Consider the following 18040-nt stretch of genomic DNA (forward strand, 5'->3'; position numbering starts at 1 on the left):
TTCGGTCCAGTCACGGCCCGCTTGCCCGGCGAAACAGCCAGTGTCGGCCAGACGGAGTTCGGAAGCGTCCCGGATCCTGAACAGCCCCCCCAGCCCCCCTGGATGTTTCCAGCAACGGGCTCCGTCGGGCCGACGCTTCCTCCAAGCGAGACGCCCGCTGCCGCCCCCCTCCCCCCTCCGGCGCAGCGGGCGTTTTGCTGTCCGGCGTCCGGGGTCGGGGTCGAGGAAAGCGTCGTCGGGGATCACTCTCCGACGTTGATCTCCACCGTTTCCTCGCCGCGCTTGACCGTCAGGGTCGTCATGCCCTGATCGGCTTCGAGGGCCGCGGCCAGGCCGGCCAGATCGGCGATCTCGACCTCGCCCACCTTCGTCACGATGTCGCCGGCCGCCAGCTTGTGCTGGGCCGCGTCGGAGCCGCCCTCGACTGAAACGACGAGCACACCCGTCTGCGGCGCGGTGTCATCCTTCGGTGTCTCTACCGGCGGGAGCGTCTGGAACTGGGCCCCGAAGGCCTCGATGGCGGTCTTGCCGACCGCGACCCGCACCGGCTCGGCGGTGGCGACCGTCAGGGCCGTGGTGTGCTCATGGCCGTCGCGTAGATAGACGATCGGCAGGCGGGTGCCCGGGGGGGCGATGCCGACCGTGGCCTGGACCGAGCCGGCGTTGGCCACCGGGCGGTTCTGGATGCGCGTGATGATGTCGTTCTTCTGCAGGCCGGCCGCCTCGGCCGGAGAGCCGGGCGCCACGTCCTCGACCACGGCGCCGCGCACAATGCCCAGACCGAAGGCCCGCGCCCGGGTGGCGGTCAGGGAGCCCATGACCGCCCCGATCTTGCCGCGCGTGACCTCGCCGTGTTCGCGGATCTGGCCGACGACGAACATCAGGATACGGGTCGGGACGGCGAAGGCGATGCCGTCATTGCCGCCGGTCGCCCCCATGCCCAGAGGGTCAGAGCCGCCCGACAGGATGGAGGTGTTGATGCCGATCAGACGCCCCCGGCTGTCCAGCAGCGGCCCGCCCGAGTTGCCCGAGTTCACCGCCGCATCGGTCTGGATATAGTCCTCGACCGCATCGCCGAGACCCGAACGGCCCAGACCCGAGATGACGCCCATGGTCAGGGTCTGGTCGAGGCCCAGCGGATAGCCGACCGCGAAGGCCAGGTCGCCGGTCCTCAGGGTGTCGGAATCGACGATCTCGACCTGCGACAGATGCGGAGCCTCGATCTTGAGCACCGCGACGTCGGTGGCCTTGTCGACCCCGACCAGGGTGGCGTCGAACAGCCGGCCGTCGGTCATGTCGACGGTGAATTTGGTGCCGCCGTCGACCACATGGTTGTTGGTGACGATGATGCCCTCTCGCGCGTCGATGATGACGCCGGAGCCGCTCTGCAGGGGCTTGGGCTCGTTTTCGCCGGTGGTCGGGCCGCGCGAGGACCCGAGCGTCGTCACCTGGACCACGGCGGGCAGGGACCGTTCCAGACCGGTGGCGAAGGTGAAGACCCCGCGACGCTCGTCATAGGGCAGGGGGAATTGCGGGGTCCGGCTGGCCGGCGCAGGGGCGGCCGCGGGGCGCGGCGCGCGGTAGGGCGTCGGCGGCGTCTGGGTCGGCGCCGGCGCGGTCGCGGCGGGGGGCGTTGGCTTGGGGGTTTGGGCCAGGCCCGCGCCGGGAAGGGTCAGCAGGACCAGAGCGACGGCCGAACCCGCCTTCAAAACCGAACGTGACATCAAGTCTTTCCCCCGGGCGCGACGCGTCCTCGCGGGCGGCCGGACCTCAACCTAGCGCGAGAATTGCGCCGTGACGATGGTCCCCGGCGCAGCGTCATCAATCGTCATTTCCGCCCCGTGACGGCGCAGGACGGCGGCGACGAAGGTCAGGCCCAGACCATGGCTTTCGCGCCCTCCGGCCTCGGCGGAGGCCACCCTCAGGGCCGGGTCGGACAGAAGTCGGGGATCGAGCCCCGGGCCCTGATCGCGCACCGACAGGGCAGGCTTCCCGGCCGTGATGAAAGCCCTCAGGGTCACGGTCCCGCCGTCGGGCGAGAACTTCACCGCATTGTCCGCCAGATTGGCCGCGGCCCGCTGCAGCAGGGAGCGGACGCCCAGGACCGTCACCGGCCCGCCGGGCCGTTCGACCCGAATGACCACGCCCCGGGCCTCGGCCAGGGGTTCGTAGAGTTCGGCGACCGCCTCGGCCAGTTCGTCCAGCCGCACTTCCTCGAACAGCCAGGCCTCGCCTTCGCGCAGGGCCATGGCCTCGTTCATCGCCCGGCTCAGGGCCTTGAGGTCATGGGCGGCCTCCAGCCCCAGACGGCTGCGTTCGTCGGCGTCCCTTGTCTCGGCCAGCCGCTCCATCCGGGCGGTGGCGCGCGCCAGCGGGGTGCGGAAGTCGTGGGCCAGCTGGTCGGCGGAATCCCGCAGCCAGCTCAGCAGCTCCTCCAGCCGGTCCAGGGTTCGGTTGGCCTGAACCGTCAACTCGGTCAGTTCGGGCGCGACCCCGACCTCGGGCGCGCGTACCGAGAAGTCGCCGACGGCGGCGCGGTCCAGGGCCTGGCTGACGCCGGTGATGGCCAGCGTCAGGCGGCGGCGGGCGAAGGCGGCGGCGGCCAGACCCGAAATCAGGATGACCGCCCCGGTCAGGGCTACGGCCAGCACCGCCCAGCCGAGCGCCCGACCGGTCGGATCGACGACCCGGCCGACGATGATGTTCAGCGACCCGACCGTACGGCGCACGACCACGGCCTCGACCGTCCGGCCCGGACAGAGTTCGCCGCGCGCCAGCTTCACCCGCCAGACATTGTCGCCGAGCCGCGGCAGGCGTTCGCGCGGCGCGGTCTCCAGCGCGGCCAGACCGGCGGGCTTGCCCACGGGCGCACGGATGTAGCGGACCCCGGCCCCGCCCCGGCCGGTGCGGCAGGTCTCTTCCAGGGACCCCGCGTCGCGGCCCGGGCCACTCTGGAAGGCGCCCAGCCAGGCCGACAGATAGGCGGCGTCCCCGGCGGTCAGTTCGGACGGGTTGAAGTCGGTCTCGACCCCCAGTTTGGAAACCATGGCGGCATAGTCGTCGAGCGCCGACAGGGCCGCCTGCTGACGCTGGTCCATACGCACCGCCTGCCCGGTCAGGACCAGAGACCCCGTCAGGGCGAGGGCCGCCAGCACCGCCAGGGCCGAGGCGAGCTGGGTCGAGGTACGTCGCGCCAGCCAGTCGCGAAGAGCGCGGATCAACGGTCGAGGTCGCGGAAGATCAGACTCTGGCTGCGCGCCGAGACGATCAGCGGATGCAGGTCCTCGCCGACCTCCGGCGCCTGTTCCTTGAGCCGACGCCTGAGGGCGCTGATGCGGGCGTCGATGATGTTGACGAAATTCTCGGGCAGGAATTTCCACTCCACCCAGCAGCGGTCCCACAGCATGGTCTTGGTCACGGGCTGGCCGCGCGCGGTCATCAGCTCCTGGACGATGGCGAACTCCAGCGGCGACAGGTCGATGAGGCGGGCGCCGGCGTCGGTCTCCAGCTTCAGCGTCCGCGCCCCGGGCGACAGGCGGAAGGGGCCGTTCAGGATGTCGGCCCCGGCGGGCCGGGCGTGACGGGCCGTGCGGCGGATCTGGCAGCCGATCCGCGCCAACAATTCCTCATCACCGACGGGCTTGGCCAGATAGTCGTCGGCGCCGCCCAGCAGCCCCTCGACCTTCTGCCGCTCGCCGCCCAGCGCCGTCAGCATAAGGGCGGGCGTGTCGGCGCAGGGGCCGCCCGAGGCGCGCAGCCGCTTGAGGGTCTCCAGCCCGTCGAGGCCCTTCGTCAGCCGGTCGAGGATCAGGACGTCATAGGCCCCGGATGCACAGGCCTGCAGCGCCGCCTCCCCGCTATCGACCCGGTCTACGGCTGCGAAGCCGGAGCGCAGCAGCCGGTCGGCGACGTGCTCGGACAGGTCCGGATCGTCCTCCAGCAGCAGGGCGCGACGGCCGTCGAACATGGCGGTCATGGCCGCGAAGGCCTGCTCCGCCGATTCCGTCTCGAGATCCATGGTCACGCCCGCACTCCCTCAGCGACCGACGATACGGCGTGGGGTGGGAATGACAATGGTCTGCGAGGTGACGGTTTCTGACCTCGATCCTCCCCCGATGGGGGAGGTGGCTTCGAGCGCTTGCGAGAAGACGGAGGGGGCTCGATCCGGGTGCGGCGTGCGCCGCTGGCCCCCTCCACCGCTTCGCGGTCCCCCTCCCCCGATGGGGGAGGATCGCGCCCCCGCTTAGAAAGCGCTCTCGCCCGTGATGGCCCGGCCCAAGATCAGGGCATGGACATCGTGGGCGCCTTCATAGGTGTTGACGGTCTCGAGGTTCATGGCGTGGCGCATGACGTGGAGTTCGCCGGTGATCCCGGCGCCGCCGTGCATGTCGCGGGCCTCGCGGGCGATCGCCAGGGCCTTGCCGCAGTTGTTGCGCTTCATCATCGAGATGGTCTCCGGCACCCAGGCACCGGTGTCGAGCAGACGGCCGAGGGCATAGGCGCCCTCGAAGCCGAGGAAGATCTCGGTCTGCATGTCGGCCAGCTTCTTCTGCACCAGCTGGCGCGAGGACAGGGGGCGGCCAAACAGCATCCGCTCGCCGACATAGTCGCGCGTGGCGTGGAAACAGAATTCGGCGGCGCCCATCGCCCCCCAGGCGATGCCGTAGCGGGCCTTGTTCAGGCAGCTGAACGGTCCGCGCAGACCCTTCACGCCCGGCAGCAGATTGGCCTCGGGCACGAAGACGTCGGTCAGGCCGATGTCGCCGGTGATCGAGGCGCGCAGGCTCAGCTTGTCGCCGATCTTGGTGGTGGTGAAGCCCTCAAACCCGCGCTCGACGATGAAGCCGCGGATCATGCCGTCGAGCTTTGCCCAGACCACGGCGAGGTCCGAGATGGGCGAGTTGGTGATCCAGTATTTGCCGCCATTCAGGCGATAGCCGCCCTCGACCGCCTCGGCCTTCGTCTTCATCGAGGCCGGGTCCGAACCGCCGTCGGCCTCGGTCAGGCCGAAACAGCCGACCAGCTCACCCGCCGCCATCCGGGGCAGGAAGCGCATCTTCTGTTCTTCGGAGCCGAAGGCGTAGATCGGATACATGGCCAGCGACGACTGGACGCTCATGGCCGAGCGATAGCCCGAATCAACCGCCTCGATCTCGCGCGCGATCAGGCCGTAGGCGACGTGGCTGACGCCCGAACCGCCGTACTGCTCCGGCAGGGTCGCGCCGAGGAAGCCCATCTGGCCCATCTCGGTCATGATTGACCGGTCGAAGGTCTCGTCACGGAAGGCGGCGACGACGCGGGGCAACAGCTTCTCGCGGGCATAGGACCGGGCCGCCTCCTGAATGGCGCGTTCGTCCTCGGTCAGCCGGCCGTTGAGATCGAACGGGTCGTCCCATTTGAAGGTCTGAGCTGCGGATGCGGCGCCGTCGGCCATGTGAATCGTCCCGGTCTCTATGTGTTTCAGGGCGTTCAGCGGATCGTGACGCGTCGTGACGATCCGGCCCCTGTTGTTGTTCGCGGTTTAGGGCAGAATGGCTGCGTCGGGTAGGGGCTGGCCCGACGTCCAGGAGGTCCTTTCATGATCCGCAGATTGAAGATCCTGTTCGCCGACCATCCGCGCGAGGTGGGCGAAACCTATCTGGAGCATTCGGCGACGGCCTTCGGCATGGGGATGCGGCTGGCCCGGCTGTCGGCGACCGCCTTCCTGCATGGACTGGTCCCGGGCGTGTGCAAGACCGCCGTCTCGGACGAGATCAGGGTCATGGCTCGCGACCTGGGCGGCCGCGCCGAGGAGGCGCGCGAATGCCGGATGCGCGACGCGGGGGTCTGGGACCCGGGCCTCTAGGCCCCGGCCTCTAGTCGGTAATCCACCTGATAGGCGCCTCAGGGCGTCGGGCACACTGTCCCGGCAAGCGGCGCCGCGATCCCCGGCTTCGACCGCCGAGGACTTTCGATGAAAAACATCGCCCTGCTCGCCGCCGCCGGCTTCCTGTCTCTGGCGGGCGCGACTTCCGCGAACGCCCAGGCTTTGGAAGACCGTTTCTGGTTCGAGGCCTCGGCCTTCAAGCCGAACATCGACACCCATGTGAAAGTCTCCTCGCCGAACGGCGCGGTCGGCACGGACATCAGTCTGGAATCCGACCTCAACCTCGCCGATCGCGAGACCTTGCCGGACATTTTCGTCGGCGCCCGGCTGGGCAGCCGGTGGACGGTGACCGGCGAATATTTCGCCCTCGACCGCGACGGAACCGTCGGGCTCTCGCGGGACATCGTGTTCGACGACGTTACCTATCCGACCGGGGTGTCCCTCTCCAGTTCGTTCGACACCAGCGTCTATCGGCTCAGCGTCGCATACTCCTTCATCCACAATGACCGGGCCGAAGTCGGGGTGTCGCTCGGCGCCCATGTGACGAGCTTCGACCTCCAGCTTTCGGGCGAGGGCCATATCGGTTCGGCCGCCATCCAGGCCGTGCGTCGCGAGAGAGACGCCCTGGCGCCCCTGCCGACGCTGGGCGTTTACGCCGGATACCGGATCACGCCGAAGCTGAGCATCGGCGGACGGTTCGACTATATGTCGCTGGGCGTCGGCGACTATGACGGCGAACTGACCAACGCCCAGGCGACCATCTCCTATCGCCTGTTCAGGAACGTCGGGGTGGGCGCCATGTATCGCTACGTCGACTACGGCCTGCAGATCGACAAGGACAAATGGAAGGGCGACATGTCCTACCAGTTCTCCGGCCCGGCGGTCTTCCTGCAGGTCGGCTTCTGACAGCAGCCTCGGCTCCCCGCCTTCTCCCCGGAGGAGAGACGGGCTAGGCAGGGGGCATGACCGGTTCCCAAGGCCCCCTTTCTGGCGTTCGCGTGCTCGACCTGTCGCGGGTGCTGGCGGGGCCGTGGGCGACGCAGGTGCTGGCCGATCTGGGCGCCGAGGTCATCAAGATCGAACGGCCAGGCGCCGGCGACGACACCCGAAGCTGGGGACCGCCCTTCCTCAAGACGACCGACGGCGGGCGCGGCGACGCGGCCTATTTCCTGTCGGCCAACCGGGGCAAGAGGTCGGTGACGCTGGACATCGCGAGCGAGGGGGGCGCCGCCATCGCGCGTGAGCTGGCCGCGACCTGCGACGTGGTCATCGAGAACTTCAAGACCGGCGGCCTGAAGAAATACGGCCTCGACCACGCCAGCCTGACGGCGGCCAACCCAAAGCTGGTCTACTGCTCCATCACCGGCTTCGGTCAGGACGGGCCGGACGCCGCCAGGCCCGGCTACGACTATATGATACAGGCCATGGGCGGGCTGATGTCGATCACCGGCCAGGCCGACGGGACGCCGGGCGCCGAGCCGATGAAGGTCGGGGTCGCGGTCGTCGATCTGTTCACCGGCATGTACGCGTCCAACGCCATCCTCGCGGCCCTGCTGCACGCCCGGGCGACGGGGGAGGGCCAGCATATCGACCTCGCCCTGTTCGACGTTCAGGCCGCCATGCTGGCCAATCAGGCGACCAACTTCTTTGCGTCCGGCAAGGCGCCGACACGAATGGGCAACGCCCACCCCAACCTCGCCCCCTACCAGCCCTTCCCGTGCAGCGACGGCATGATCGTGGTGGCGGTCGGCAATGACGGCCAGTTCCGCGCCTTCGCCAGGGCCTTGGGGGCGGAAGGCATGGGGACCGACCCGCGCTTCGTCTCCAATGCGCTGCGGATCGAGCATCGCGCCGTCCTGACGGCGGAGATTTGCGCCCTCACCGCCGGGCTGACGATGCGCGAACTGAGCGTGGCTCTAGACGCGGCGGGGGTGCCCTGCGGGCCGGTCAATACGATCGATCAGGTGTTCGAGGAGCCGCAGGCGGTCCATCGCGGCCTCGTCGTCGAACAAGCGCGCGCCGATCTGGAGGGGCCAGTGAAGACCGTGGCCTCGCCCATCCGCCTGTCGAAGACCCCGGTCGCCTATGACGCCGCCCCGCCCGCCCTGGGGCAGGATACGGACGCGGTGCTGGAGGCGCTCGGCATCGATGCGGGGCGGCTGGCCGCTCTGCGCGACAAGGGCGTTATTTGAGCGCCAACGTCACCTGTTTGATGTCGACATATTCGTCGATGCCGTGGATCGAGCCCTCGCGGCCGTAGCCGGACGACTTGACCCCGCCGAAGGGGGCGACGGCGGTGGAGATCAGGCCGGTGTTGATGCCGATCATCCCCGCCTCGATGTGCCGGCCGATGCGCATGGCCCGATCCAGATCCCTGGTGAACAGATAGGAGGCGAGGCCGAACTCACTGTCGTTGGCCATGGCCAGGACCTCTTCCTCGGTCTCGAACGGGAAGACGGGGATCAGGGGGCCGAAGGTCTCTTCGCGGCGGAACAACTCGTCCTTGCCGCCGAGTGTCACCGTCGGCTGGAAGAAGCGGCCGCCCAGTTCGTGACGCGCCCCGCCGGTCAGGACACGGCCGCCGTCGGCCTTCACATGCTCCAGATGGGCCTCGACCTTGGCGATGGCCTTGTCCTCGATCAGAGGGCCGACCTTGACCCCGTCCTCGAAGGCCGGGCCCACGGGGATTTTCGCCACCTCGGCGGCCAGTTTCGCAGCGTACTCCTCGGCGACCGAAGCCTCGACATAGACCCGATTGGGGCAGACGCAGGTCTGGCCGGCGTTGCGGAACTTGCCCTTGATGGTCTCGGCGACGGCCTGATCCAGATCGGCGTCGGCGAAGACGATCAGCGGCGCCGCGCCGCCCAGTTCCATCGACACCCGCTTCAGGGTGTCCGCCGACTGTTTGGCCAGCAGCCGCCCGATCGGGGTCGAACCGGTGAAGCTGAGCTTGCGGATCAGGGGCGAGGCGGTCAGGACGCCGCCGATGGTCGCCGCATCGCCGGTAATGACGCTGAGCGCCCCCTTGGGCAGGCCCGCCTCATAGGCCAGTTCGGCCAGGGCGATGGCGGTGAACGGGGTCTGAGAGGCCGGCTTGACCACGGCGGTGCAGCCGGCGGCGAAGGCGGGCCCGAGCTTCCTCGTCAGCATGGCCGCCGGAAAGTTCCAGGGGGTGATCAGGGCGCAGGGGCCGACCGCCTCACGGAAGGTCAGGATGACGTGACCCAGAGGGCTGTCCTGGGTCTCGCCGATGATGCGCTCGGCTTGTCCGGCGAACCATTTGATGAAGCCGTTGGCATAGGCGACCTCGCCCTTGGCCTCTTCGAACGGCTTGCCGTTCTCCAGCGCCATCAGGGCGCCGAGCCCCTCGGTGTTGGCGTCGATCAGGGTGGCCCAGTCGCGCAGGAATTTTGCCCGCTTGTGCGGATCGCTGCGCGACCAGTCGGGGAAGGCGTCGTGGGCGGCCTGGATGGCGCGCTCGGTCTCGGCGGCGCCCAGATCGGGGATATGGCCGATGACCTCGCCGGTCGCCGGGTCGTCGACGGGAATGCCACCCGAGCCGGCGGGAATGGCGTCCCCGGCGATCAGGGCGTGTTGGCGCAGCAGCTTCAGACCGGCGTCGCGGGCGGCGGTGTTCATGGCGGGACCCTCGTCGATGATGGACGATCTCTAACGCCGTGACGTCGCGTCAGGGCGCAAAAAAATCACCGATCAGTCGCCAATCGTGTCGAGGTCGCGCCCCTTCGTTTCCGGCAGGAAGATCAGGGCCGTGACGGCGGCGACGGCGGTAAAGCCCAGCGCATACCAGAGGCCGAAATAGATGTTCCCCGACCAGGCCACGAGGGCGAAGCTGGCGGCGGGCAGCAGGCCCCCGATCCAGCCGGTGCCGATGTTGTAGGGCACGCTCATGGCCGTGTAGCGGACCCGCGTCGGGAACAGCTCGACCAGGGCCGCCGCCTGCGGGCCGTAGACGGCGGTGGCGGCGACCATGAAGATCATCAGCACCCCGAACACGCCCCACCAGTTGAACCGGGCCGGATCGGCCTTCGCCGGATAGCCGGCCTCGACCAGCGCCGCCTTCAGCCGGGTTTCGACGTCGGTGCGCGCGGCCTTCAGATCGGCGCCCGAGAGTGCGCCCGCCTCGACCGAGGCGACTTCCGCGCCGCCGACGCGGACCACCGCGACCGACCCGGCCGGGGCGGCGACATTGGCGTAGTTGACCCCGGCGTTGGACAGCACCGACTTGGCGAGGTCGCACGAAGAGGTGAAGGCGGTCTTGCCGACCGGGTCGAACTGGACCGCGCAGGCGGCCGGATCGGCGACGACAGTGACGGGTGAGGCGGCCTGCGCCTCCGCCAGAGCCGGATTGGCAGCCCGGGTCAGGGCCTGGAAGCCGGGGAAGACCGCGATCAGGAACAGGATCATCCCGCCGATCATCACGGGCTTGCGCCCTATCTTGTCCGACAGCCGGCCGAACAGGACATAGAGCAGGGCCGAGGCGACGGTCAGGGCCAGGATCATGCCGTCGACGGTCGAGGCCTCGACCTTGAGCACGCGCTCCATGAAGAAGCGGGTGTAGAAATAGCTGGCGTACCAGACGGCCCCTTGCGCGAACATGATGCCGACGAGGGCGACCAGAACCCAGCGGGTGTTCTTCCAGCTGAGGAAGCTTTCGCGGAACGGGGCGTGACGGCCCTGGCTCTCGGCGGCCATCTTCACGAAGGCCGGGCTCTCGTGCAGCCGGACCCGGATCCAGAGGGAGACGATCAGCAGCAGGGCCGACAGGCAGAAGGGGATGCGCCAGCCCCATTCATCGAAGGCCTCGACCCCGAGGATCGTCCGGGTGGTCAGGATGACGACCAGAGCGAGGATCAGGCCAAGCGCGGCGGTGGTGTTGATGTAGGAGGTCATCAGGCCGCGGGTGTTTCGCGGGGCGTGTTCGGCGACATAGATGGCCGCGCCGCCGTATTCGCCGCCGAGCGCGAAGCCCTGCAGCATCCGCATCACCAGCAGCAGGATCGGGGCGGCCAGTCCGATGGCGCCGTAGTCCGGCAACAGGCCGATGGCCACCGTGGCCAGACCCATCATGGTGATGGTCACCAGGAAGGTGGTCTTGCGCCCGGTCTTGTCGCCGAACCAGCCGAAGGCCAGGGCGCCGGCGGGCCGCACCACGAAGCCGAGGCCGAAGGTCAGCAGCGCCAGGATGTAGGACACCGCCTCGCCGGCGTCGGCGAAGAAGTGGCGCGCGATGATGGTGGTCAGGGAGCCGAAGACGAAGAAGTCGTACCACTCGAAGGCCGTGCCGGCGGCCGACGCCGCGACCACGGTCTTCAGGCCGGGCTCGGCGCTCTTGTCGGTAGCGGCTGCGGTCATCTCGATCTCCCCGTTCGGCCTCTGACGGGCCGTCTTCACGGGAACCCTAGCGGGCGGGGTTCCCCGGGGGAAGCGCGGCGCTTGGGCGCGGCGCAGCAAAAACCCCGCCGGTGGGGCGACCGGCGGGGTTCTTTACAACGTCACCAGCTCTCTCCAACCGGCGACGAGACTTGAAATCGCCTGTCGGGGATTAGTTCCCCTTGGCTTCCTCGGCGGCGCCGGTGACCGCGTGGCCGGCGGCGGCGGTGTCGCGACCCACGCCCGAAACCGTGTTGCAGGCGGCGGTGGTCAGGGCGGCGGCGGCGGCGAACAGAACGAACATCTTGCGCATGGCGAATACTCCGGGAGGGGCGGCGCGCTCATCGCACCGGGTCTGCCGGATCAACGCGACGGCGGCTTGGCGGTTCCGACCAGATCGGCGGGATCGCTGGGCACGACGGCCTCGGGCGTGGCGAAGACCATACGGGCGATGGTGCCGCCGTCGGGACCGCGCAGGATCTCGGCCTCGCCCCTCAGCTGTTTGGCGAAGGCGCCCATCAGGGTGCGTCCCACCCCGGCGGTGACCGTGGCCTGATCCGGACCCGGGCCGTCGTCCTGAACCTCCAGCACGCTCGTGTCGCCATCGACCTTGAAGCGGACCTTCAGTTCGCCGCCGCGTCCGGCGAAGGCGTGCTTCTGGGCGTTCGAGACGGCCTCGACCAGCCACAGGGCGAGGGGCGCCAGCTTGTCGGGATCGACCACCAGACTGTCCGCCTCCACCGACGAGGACACCATCGGACCGCGCATGGCCTCTGCCGCGACCAGCTGGCCGACCAGTTCGTTCAGGAACTCGCGGGCGTCGGCATAGCGGATGTTCTCGGACTGGTAGAGGGTCCGGTAGATCAGGGCGAGGGCCGAGATCCGCTGGCGGGTGTCGCCCAGCGCCGCCTTGGCCGGGGCGTCGGTCAGGGCCCGCTGCTGCATCGACAGCAGGGACGAGATGATCTGCAGATTGTTCTTCACCCGGTGATGGATCTCGCGCATCAGCGCGTCCTTCTCCGACAGGCTCTCGGTCAGCATGCTGTCGCGGCTGGTGATGTTCTCGGCCAGTTCGTCCAGGGTCTGGGCCAGGAGGCGGATTTCCGACGGGGCGTTGGCGGCCTGGACCGGACGCACCGAGAACCGGCCGCGCGCATAGATGGCGGCGATCCGCTCCAGATAGTCCAGCCAGCGAATGACCACCCGTTCGGTCACCAGCATGACGGCGGCGAAGGCGGCCAGCCAGGCGGCGAAGGGCAGGAGGATCGAGCCGATCGGGTTCAGCTGGGCCCAGGACAACAGGCCCGGGGCCGGGGCCGAGAGCAGCACATAGACGTCGCGTCCGGCCAGGGCGGCGCCGGCATAGACCCGGTGCTGGCCGAGGCTGTCGTCCGCCTCGAAAAGGGCGGTGGCGTCGCTGCGGGCGCGCTCGACCCAGCCTTCCAGAGTCTGATCGCCCTTCAGGCGGAAAGCCCGCACGTCGGTGGCGGTCAGCACATGGCCTTCGGCGTCGGTCAGGGCCGCCTGGGCGCCCTTGGGCAAGGCCGGGTCGGTGACGTCGGGCTGCAGCCGGTCCAGCGGAATCAGGGCGACCATGCCACCGTCGAACCGGCCGAGCGGACGCTCGACGCGCGAGGCGACCAGCAGGCTGGCGCGGGGCGATACGCTCGAGTTGGACCGCATCACCACCATGGGCTCGCCGGCGGCGATCCGCTGGAACCACGGCCGGGCCCGGACCACGGCGGGCGTGCTGCTGGCCAGCGGCGGACGGGAGGAACAGACGATGTCGCCGGTTCCGGACATCCGGTACAGGGCCTCATAGTCGTCCAGCCGTTCGATCAGGGCGCCCAGGCGCGGACCGCAGTTCGGGCCGGTCGCCTCGGGGCCGAGGGCTTCGAGCAGGACGGCGGTGCTGTCCAGCCGGGCCTTGGTCGTGGCCGCGGTGCGGGCGGCGGCCAGCTGCAGGTCCGAGCGACGGTCGGCCGCCTGTTCGCGGAAGTCGGCCTGAGTCTGGATCGCGCCCAGCACGAGGATCGGCAGCAGGGCGATGGCCATGGCCACGCCCAGCCGGAAGCGGATGCTCTGGAACCTCTGCGAGCCCGCATGGGACTTGAGAGTGAAACGCCGTTTCAGATCGCGGCCCAGGGAGCGGCCGATACGCACCACCGGCTCAAACCTGCCTGGCGCCGCTCAGACGATCCGCATCGGCCAGGATGGACCGCATGGCGTCCCCGGCCGCCTTGCCGTCGCGGGCATAGCCGCCGCGCTCCAGCGTGGCCAGCAGGGCCCGGCGGGCGCGGCTGACGCGGCTCTTCACCGTCCCGACCGCGCATTGGCAGATCTCGGCTGCTTCTTCGTAGGCGAAGCCGCCGGCGCCGACGAGGATCAGGGCTTCGCGCTGTTCCTCGGGCAGGGTGTTGAGGGCCATGCGCAGCTCGTCCAGGGCGACGGGCGCCTCGGGATCGTCGACGGCGACCAGGGTCCGCTCGGCGGCTTCCTGGTCCAGCTGCGACTGGCGCCAGGACCGGCGCTTCTCGGAATAGAACTGGTTGCGCAGGATCATGAAGGTCCAGGCCTTCATATTCGTGCCCATCTGATAGCTGGCCCGGGCGTCCCAGGCCTTCATCATGGCGTCCTGGGCCAGGTCGTCAGCCGCGGTCGGATCGCCGGTCAGGGTCCGGGCGAAGGCGCGCAGATGCGGGATCAGGGTGACCAGTTCGCGTTTGAATCCGGCGTCATCGGCCGAAGGGGGCTTGGGCGGCGCGGGCGGCCGCGAGGAGGACACGCTCATTCGCCGCCCTTTTCGCCCGCGTTGTCGTCGGCGCGCCGCAGGATGGCGAGGAATTCGTCGGGGATGGGCTCATTGACCACCTCGTCGAACATATGGCGCAGCTTCACGCCGATGGCCTGCTGGCGCAGCCGGGCTTCTTCCAGCCCGGCCTCGCCTGTGGGTGCGGCCTTGCGCCGGGAGGAGTCAGGAGTATCGATCATGGACAATTAGGCCGCCACCCGTTGCACGCATTCAAGGACGCGCCGATCTTGGCGATCGACGTCATTATGGAACCGGACAACGTCGGCCAACGGACACGGTTCCGGTTGTTGATGCAAAAATATGGTCAAGGTTGTCGGCCGCGGATGGAACCGTGGCGGTGATGATACGTTTGGAGCTGGTCACGCGCCCGGGTCCGCCTTGGGGTCTTTGGCGTGTCACCTTGTTATGTCGGGGAATTTTCTGAGATGAGCCTTCTGGCCAGACTTGCGCCTCACCTGCCTTACGTCCGCCGTTACGCGCGCGCCCTGACCGGCGATCAGGCGACCGGCGACAACTATGTCCGCGTCGCCCTTGAGGCCCTGGCCGCCGGCGAACGCCAGCTGTCCACCGAAATGACCCCGCGGGTCGCCCTCTATCAGGTGTTCCACGCCATCTGGTCCTCGACCGGCGCCCAGCTGGAAGACCAGAGCGGCATTGAAGGCCGCGACGACGCCTCGCGCCGCCTGATGCGTATCGCCCCGCGCTCGCGTCAGGCCTTCCTCCTGACCGCGCTCGAAGGCTTCACTCCTTCGGAAGCCGCCCAGATCCTGTCGGCCGACGTCCATGACGTCGAGCGGCTGATCGGCGAGGCCCAGGCGGAGATCGACGCCGAACTGGCCACCGACGTGCTGATCATCGAGGACGAGGCCATCATCTCGGCCGACATCGAAAGCCTGGTCCGCGAACTGGGCCATAATGTCACCGCCACGGCGACGACCCACGATGAGGCCGTCGACGCCGTCGCCCGCCACCGTCCGGGTCTGGTCCTGGCCGACATCCAGCTGGCCGACGGCTCGTCGGGCATCGACGCGGTCAAGGACATCCTCAAGAGGTTCGACGTGCCGGTGATCTTCATCACCGCCTTCCCCGAGCGTCTGCTGACCGGCGAACGTCCGGAACCGACCTTCCTGATCACCAAGCCCTTCCAGCCGGAAACGGTGAAGGCGGCGATCAGTCAGGCCCTGTTCTTCCATCCTTCACGTCGCAAGGAAGCCGCGTAAGGGCCATTCGAACCGCTTTGAGAAGGGCCGTCGGCATTGTCCGGCGGCCCTTTTTCATGCGCCTGGAGTGACTGCACACGTGGCCGGAGAAAAAATTCGCGTCTCGCGGAACGGGTTTGAAGAGTCGCCGTTATCAAGATGCGGAGGCGGCGACGCCCCCCCGACTTGAGACCGGCGCCAGCCGGTCTGCCGCCTCCGCGCCTCATTCTCGATGATGCCACTATTCAGGGCGGACCGCAGGGTCCGCCCTTTTTCTTTGCGCGTGACGCCGGGTCCCCTCGACACCGCCGCCCGAGGGGCCAAGATGGGTCTGCAAAAGAAACCATCCCGGGAGAGCCTTCGATGCCGATGAATCGTCAGTGGGTCCTGCGTCAGCGGCCTCAGGGTCTGATCAAGGACGGCGACCTGGAGCTGGTCGAGAGCCCGACGCCGGACCTGAAGGACGGGGATATCCTCGTCCGCACCATCTATCTGTCGCTGGACCCGACCAACCGCACCTGGATGAACGATGCGGTCGGCTATCTGCCGCCGGTGGGTCTGGGCGAGGTCATGCGCGGCCTGACCCTGGGCGTGGTCGAGGAGACGAAGTCGCAGAAATACAAGGTCGGCGATCTGGTCACCACGGCCATGGGCGGCTGGGCCGACTACGGCGTCGTGCCCGACACTGGGGCCTCGCGCGTGCACCGCGCCCCCGGCCTGCCGCTGACGGCCAATATGTCGGTCATGGGCATGACCGGGATGACCGCCTACTTCGGCGTCACCGATGTGCTCAGGCCCGAGCCGGGTCAGGTCATGGTCATCTCTGCGGCGGCGGGCGCCGTCGGCTCCATCGCCGGCCAGATCGCCAAACAGCGCGGCGCCCATGTCATCGGCATCGCCGGCGGCTCCGACAAATGCCGCTGGCTGGTCGACGACCTCGGGTTCGACGCCGCCATCGACTACAAGAACGAGGACGTCGGCGAGGCGCTGGACCGTCTGGCCCCGAACGGCGTCGACCTGAATTTCGAGAACGTCGGCGGCGACATCATGGTGGCGGTCTGGAACCGGCTGAACCTGCACGCCCGCATGGCCGTCTGCGGCATGGTTTCGGCCTATAATGCGACCAAGCGCCCGCCGTCGCCGGACCTCAGCCGGCTGATCACGCACCGGATGACCATGCAGGGCTTCCTCGTCATGGACTATTCGCCGCGCGCCAGGGAGATGGTCGCCGAGCTCGGGCCCTGGCTGGCCGAAGGCAAGGTGAAGTGGAAGGTCCATGTCGACAACGGCCTCGAAGGCGCCTTGACCTCCTTGAATCGCTTGTTCACCGGAGACCACGACGGCAAGCTTCTGGTGCGCATTTCGGAAGAGCCGGCCGGCCAGGGATACTAACCATGAGCGAAAGCCTTCACCTCCATTTCGAGGACCTCGAGAACGGTCAGGTGCTCCAGCTGGGGGCCATCGCCGTGGACGAGGCCGGCGTGGAGGCTTTCGCCGAGCGGTTCGCGCCGGGCTGGGACGTCGCCTATGGCGCGCCCGACGCCATGGTCTACGCCCTGTGGTCGCGGCTGGCGGCCGAGAAGGCCTCGGGCTGGGCCCAGACCAAGGTCCTGGCCGTCGACGGTCTGCGCTTCATGCGCAATCCGCCGCCCGGCGAACTGCTGCGCGGCCGCATGACGGTCATGGGCAAGGACCCGGTCGGCGACGAGAAGGGCATCGTGATCGCCCAGCACGACCTGCTCGACGAGGGCGGCCGGCTGGTGTTCGGCTGCCTGACACGGGCGCTTTTCACGCGTCGCTGAGCCAACGAAAAGCCCCGCCGGGCGAACCGACGGGGCTGATCGTTTTCCGGGGCTCAAGTCGCGCGACCGCGCGGTAGCCCCAAAGAATGCAGCTTAAGTCGCGTCGCGACTTAAGCGTTGGCGGCGACCGGCATCTGGGCGGCGCGCTGGAAGGCCAGGGCGATCAGGCGATCCCAGCCCAGCAGCGACACGAGGTGGGCGTAGATCTGGCCCAGGGCGCCGTTGTCGCGCAGCTCGGCCAGCTTCTCGGCCGGCAGGGCCTTCAGCTTGTCCTCCGAGACGGCGAAGTAGTCGGCCAGCTTCTGGGGCTCGCCCGGATTGCCGTTCTCGTCGCGCGGCGTGAAGATAGCCTCGCGGGTGTGGAACAGGTCCAGCTCGTTGAGCAGGGCGATGAAGCTGTCGGTGCGCTGACGCTCCTGTTCGAAATTGTTGCAGAACTCCATCGCCTGGGTGACGTACGGGCTCGGCTGGCCGTTCTCGAACAGGGGCACCTGGCCGCCTTCGGCGATGAAGGATGCGTCGCGGTCGATGCACAGGATCATGCGGTTCTGGACTTCGTCATTGGCGAAGACGAACGGATAGCGGCGGGCGTAGGCCGGGATATAGGCCTCGGCCTTGAAGTCGCCGGCGGCGTCGACATACAGGTTTTCACCCTGGCGCAGGCCCATGACGGCGACCGGTTGTTTGGTGTCGCCCAGGAAGACGACCGGATAGGACAGGGCCGCCGGAGCGAACTCGGTCACGGTCAGCGGCACGACGTGGGTCTGGGCCACGAAGGCGTAGGGCTTGTCGACCGGGTTGGCGCCCAGGGTGCCGTGCATCTCGGCCGAGAGCGGCTCGGGCTTGTTATAGAACAGCACGGTTCCGGCCAGCTGGCCTTCGGTTTGGAGGGTGTCGGTCATGGACGCCAGGGTCTCTGAAATAACGGAAAGTCGCGCCTTCTAGCGGAACCCGGCGTCGGCGGCAAACG

Annotated in this window: 17 protein-coding genes; 6 read left to right on the forward strand and 11 right to left on the reverse strand. The window is 68.6% G+C overall.

What is annotated here, in order from left to right; translation table 11 throughout:
* Positions 1 to 242 precede the first annotated feature (242 nt).
* The 4 genes from AC1ROD_RS01565 to AC1ROD_RS01580 all read right to left on the reverse strand — a co-directional run bounded on the left by AC1ROD_RS01565 (position 243) and on the right by AC1ROD_RS01580 (position 5434).
* A complete protein-coding gene (locus AC1ROD_RS01565; RefSeq protein ID WP_492946506.1) occupies positions 243 to 1724 on the reverse strand; it encodes a trypsin-like peptidase domain-containing protein in 1482 nt (493 codons plus the stop codon).
* Between the two features lie 51 nt (positions 1725 to 1775).
* Positions 1776 to 3221, reverse strand: a complete 1446-nt coding sequence (locus AC1ROD_RS01570) for a sensor histidine kinase (protein WP_492946507.1) — start codon at positions 3219 to 3221, stop codon at positions 1776 to 1778.
* Positions 3218 to 4018, reverse strand: coding sequence for a response regulator transcription factor (locus tag AC1ROD_RS01575; RefSeq protein WP_492947719.1), 801 nt, complete (start codon positions 4016 to 4018; stop codon positions 3218 to 3220). The genes AC1ROD_RS01570 and AC1ROD_RS01575 overlap by 4 nt, the downstream gene beginning before the upstream one ends.
* A gap of 225 nt (positions 4019 to 4243) precedes the next feature.
* Positions 4244 to 5434 carry an acyl-CoA dehydrogenase gene (locus tag AC1ROD_RS01580; protein WP_492946508.1) on the reverse strand — a complete coding sequence of 397 codons (1191 nt, stop codon included), beginning with the start codon at positions 5432 to 5434 and terminating at the stop codon, positions 4244 to 4246.
* Positions 5435 to 5578: 144 nt separating this feature from the next.
* Here AC1ROD_RS01580 and AC1ROD_RS01585 point away from each other — a divergent pair, with 144 nt between their 5' ends.
* The 3 genes from AC1ROD_RS01585 to AC1ROD_RS01595 all read left to right on the forward strand — a co-directional run bounded on the left by AC1ROD_RS01585 (position 5579) and on the right by AC1ROD_RS01595 (position 8058).
* Positions 5579 to 5845 carry a DUF6356 family protein gene (locus tag AC1ROD_RS01585; RefSeq protein WP_492946509.1) on the forward strand — a complete coding sequence of 89 codons (267 nt, stop codon included), beginning with the start codon at positions 5579 to 5581 and terminating at the stop codon, positions 5843 to 5845.
* 108 nt (positions 5846 to 5953) lie between these two features.
* Positions 5954 to 6772 (forward strand): putative outer membrane beta-barrel protein, encoded by an 819-nt coding sequence (locus AC1ROD_RS01590; RefSeq protein WP_492946510.1) that lies wholly within the window; start codon positions 5954 to 5956, stop codon positions 6770 to 6772.
* A gap of 56 nt (positions 6773 to 6828) precedes the next feature.
* The gene (locus AC1ROD_RS01595; protein WP_492946511.1) at positions 6829 to 8058 is read left to right on the forward strand and encodes a CaiB/BaiF CoA transferase family protein; all 1230 of its coding nucleotides are present in this window, start codon (positions 6829 to 6831) and stop codon (positions 8056 to 8058) included.
* On the opposite strand, the gene AC1ROD_RS01600 is transcribed toward AC1ROD_RS01595, so the two are convergent.
* From AC1ROD_RS01600 to nepR, 6 genes are all read right to left on the reverse strand, one after another.
* Entirely contained in the window at positions 8051 to 9505 is a 1455-nt protein-coding gene (locus tag AC1ROD_RS01600; protein ID WP_492946512.1) for an NAD-dependent succinate-semialdehyde dehydrogenase, read from the reverse strand. The two genes, AC1ROD_RS01595 and AC1ROD_RS01600, sit on opposite strands and share 8 nt — an antisense overlap.
* A 72-nt stretch (positions 9506 to 9577) precedes the next feature.
* On the reverse strand, positions 9578 to 11239 hold the full coding sequence (locus tag AC1ROD_RS01605) for an MFS transporter (protein WP_492946513.1): 1662 nt from the start codon (positions 11237 to 11239) through the stop codon (positions 9578 to 9580).
* A 190-nt stretch (positions 11240 to 11429) separates the two neighbouring features.
* Positions 11430 to 11570, reverse strand: a complete 141-nt coding sequence (locus AC1ROD_RS01610; protein ID WP_492946514.1) for an entericidin A/B family lipoprotein — start codon at positions 11568 to 11570, stop codon at positions 11430 to 11432.
* 50 nt (positions 11571 to 11620) lie between these two features.
* Positions 11621 to 13420, reverse strand: a complete 1800-nt coding sequence (gene phyK / locus AC1ROD_RS01615) for a sensor histidine kinase PhyK (protein WP_492946515.1) — start codon at positions 13418 to 13420, stop codon at positions 11621 to 11623.
* A gap of 7 nt (positions 13421 to 13427) precedes the next feature.
* The gene (locus tag AC1ROD_RS01620; RefSeq protein WP_492946516.1) at positions 13428 to 14048 is read right to left on the reverse strand and encodes a sigma-70 family RNA polymerase sigma factor; all 621 of its coding nucleotides are present in this window, start codon (positions 14046 to 14048) and stop codon (positions 13428 to 13430) included.
* Entirely contained in the window at positions 14045 to 14248 is a 204-nt protein-coding gene (nepR, locus tag AC1ROD_RS01625; RefSeq protein ID WP_207869305.1) for an anti-sigma T factor NepR, read from the reverse strand. Before nepR ends, AC1ROD_RS01620 begins: the two co-directional genes overlap by 4 nt.
* 246 nt (positions 14249 to 14494) lie before the next feature.
* On the opposite strand from nepR, the gene phyR reads away from it, so the two are divergent.
* The 3 genes from phyR to AC1ROD_RS01640 all read left to right on the forward strand — a co-directional run bounded on the left by phyR (position 14495) and on the right by AC1ROD_RS01640 (position 17070).
* A complete protein-coding gene (gene phyR / locus AC1ROD_RS01630) occupies positions 14495 to 15289 on the forward strand; it encodes an anti-anti sigma factor/receiver protein PhyR (protein WP_492034716.1) in 795 nt (264 codons plus the stop codon).
* Positions 15290 to 15631: 342 nt separating this feature from the next.
* A complete protein-coding gene (locus tag AC1ROD_RS01635; protein WP_492946517.1) occupies positions 15632 to 16660 on the forward strand; it encodes an NADP-dependent oxidoreductase in 1029 nt (342 codons plus the stop codon).
* 2 nt (positions 16661 to 16662) lie between these two features.
* Positions 16663 to 17070 (forward strand): acyl dehydratase, encoded by a 408-nt coding sequence (locus tag AC1ROD_RS01640; protein ID WP_492946518.1) that lies wholly within the window; start codon positions 16663 to 16665, stop codon positions 17068 to 17070.
* Positions 17071 to 17180: 110 nt separating this feature from the next.
* Here the strand turns inward: AC1ROD_RS01640 and AC1ROD_RS01645 are convergent, their stop codons facing one another.
* Complete coding sequence (locus tag AC1ROD_RS01645; protein ID WP_492946519.1) at positions 17181 to 17972, reverse strand: SapC family protein; 792 nt, start codon at positions 17970 to 17972, stop codon at positions 17181 to 17183.
* Positions 17973 to 18040: the final 68 nt, after the last annotated feature.

This window comes from Brevundimonas sp. GW821-FHT12E07 (assembly GCF_058807035.1).

Coding starts and splice junctions, on each gene's coding strand:
- AC1ROD_RS01565 (WP_492946506.1), bottom strand. CDS start 1,724: ATGTCACGTTCGGTTTTGAAGGCGGGTTCGGCCGTCGCTCTGGTCCTG.
- AC1ROD_RS01575 (WP_492947719.1), bottom strand. CDS start 4,018: ATGGATCTCGAGACGGAATCGGCGGAGCAGGCCTTCGCGGCCATGACC.
- AC1ROD_RS01580 (WP_492946508.1), bottom strand. CDS start 5,434: ATGGCCGACGGCGCCGCATCCGCAGCTCAGACCTTCAAATGGGACGAC.
- AC1ROD_RS01585 (WP_492946509.1), top strand. CDS start 5,579: ATGATCCGCAGATTGAAGATCCTGTTCGCCGACCATCCGCGCGAGGTG.
- AC1ROD_RS01590 (WP_492946510.1), top strand. CDS start 5,954: ATGAAAAACATCGCCCTGCTCGCCGCCGCCGGCTTCCTGTCTCTGGCG.
- AC1ROD_RS01595 (WP_492946511.1), top strand. CDS start 6,829: ATGACCGGTTCCCAAGGCCCCCTTTCTGGCGTTCGCGTGCTCGACCTG.
- AC1ROD_RS01600 (WP_492946512.1), bottom strand. CDS start 9,505: ATGAACACCGCCGCCCGCGACGCCGGTCTGAAGCTGCTGCGCCAACAC.
- AC1ROD_RS01605 (WP_492946513.1), bottom strand. CDS start 11,239: ATGACCGCAGCCGCTACCGACAAGAGCGCCGAGCCCGGCCTGAAGACC.
- AC1ROD_RS01610 (WP_492946514.1), bottom strand. CDS start 11,570: ATGCGCAAGATGTTCGTTCTGTTCGCCGCCGCCGCCGCCCTGACCACC.
- AC1ROD_RS01620 (WP_492946516.1), bottom strand. CDS start 14,048: ATGAGCGTGTCCTCCTCGCGGCCGCCCGCGCCGCCCAAGCCCCCTTCG.
- nepR (WP_207869305.1), bottom strand. CDS start 14,248: ATGATCGATACTCCTGACTCCTCCCGGCGCAAGGCCGCACCCACAGGC.
- phyR (WP_492034716.1), top strand. CDS start 14,495: ATGAGCCTTCTGGCCAGACTTGCGCCTCACCTGCCTTACGTCCGCCGT.
- AC1ROD_RS01635 (WP_492946517.1), top strand. CDS start 15,632: ATGCCGATGAATCGTCAGTGGGTCCTGCGTCAGCGGCCTCAGGGTCTG.
- AC1ROD_RS01640 (WP_492946518.1), top strand. CDS start 16,663: ATGAGCGAAAGCCTTCACCTCCATTTCGAGGACCTCGAGAACGGTCAG.
- AC1ROD_RS01645 (WP_492946519.1), bottom strand. CDS start 17,972: ATGACCGACACCCTCCAAACCGAAGGCCAGCTGGCCGGAACCGTGCTG.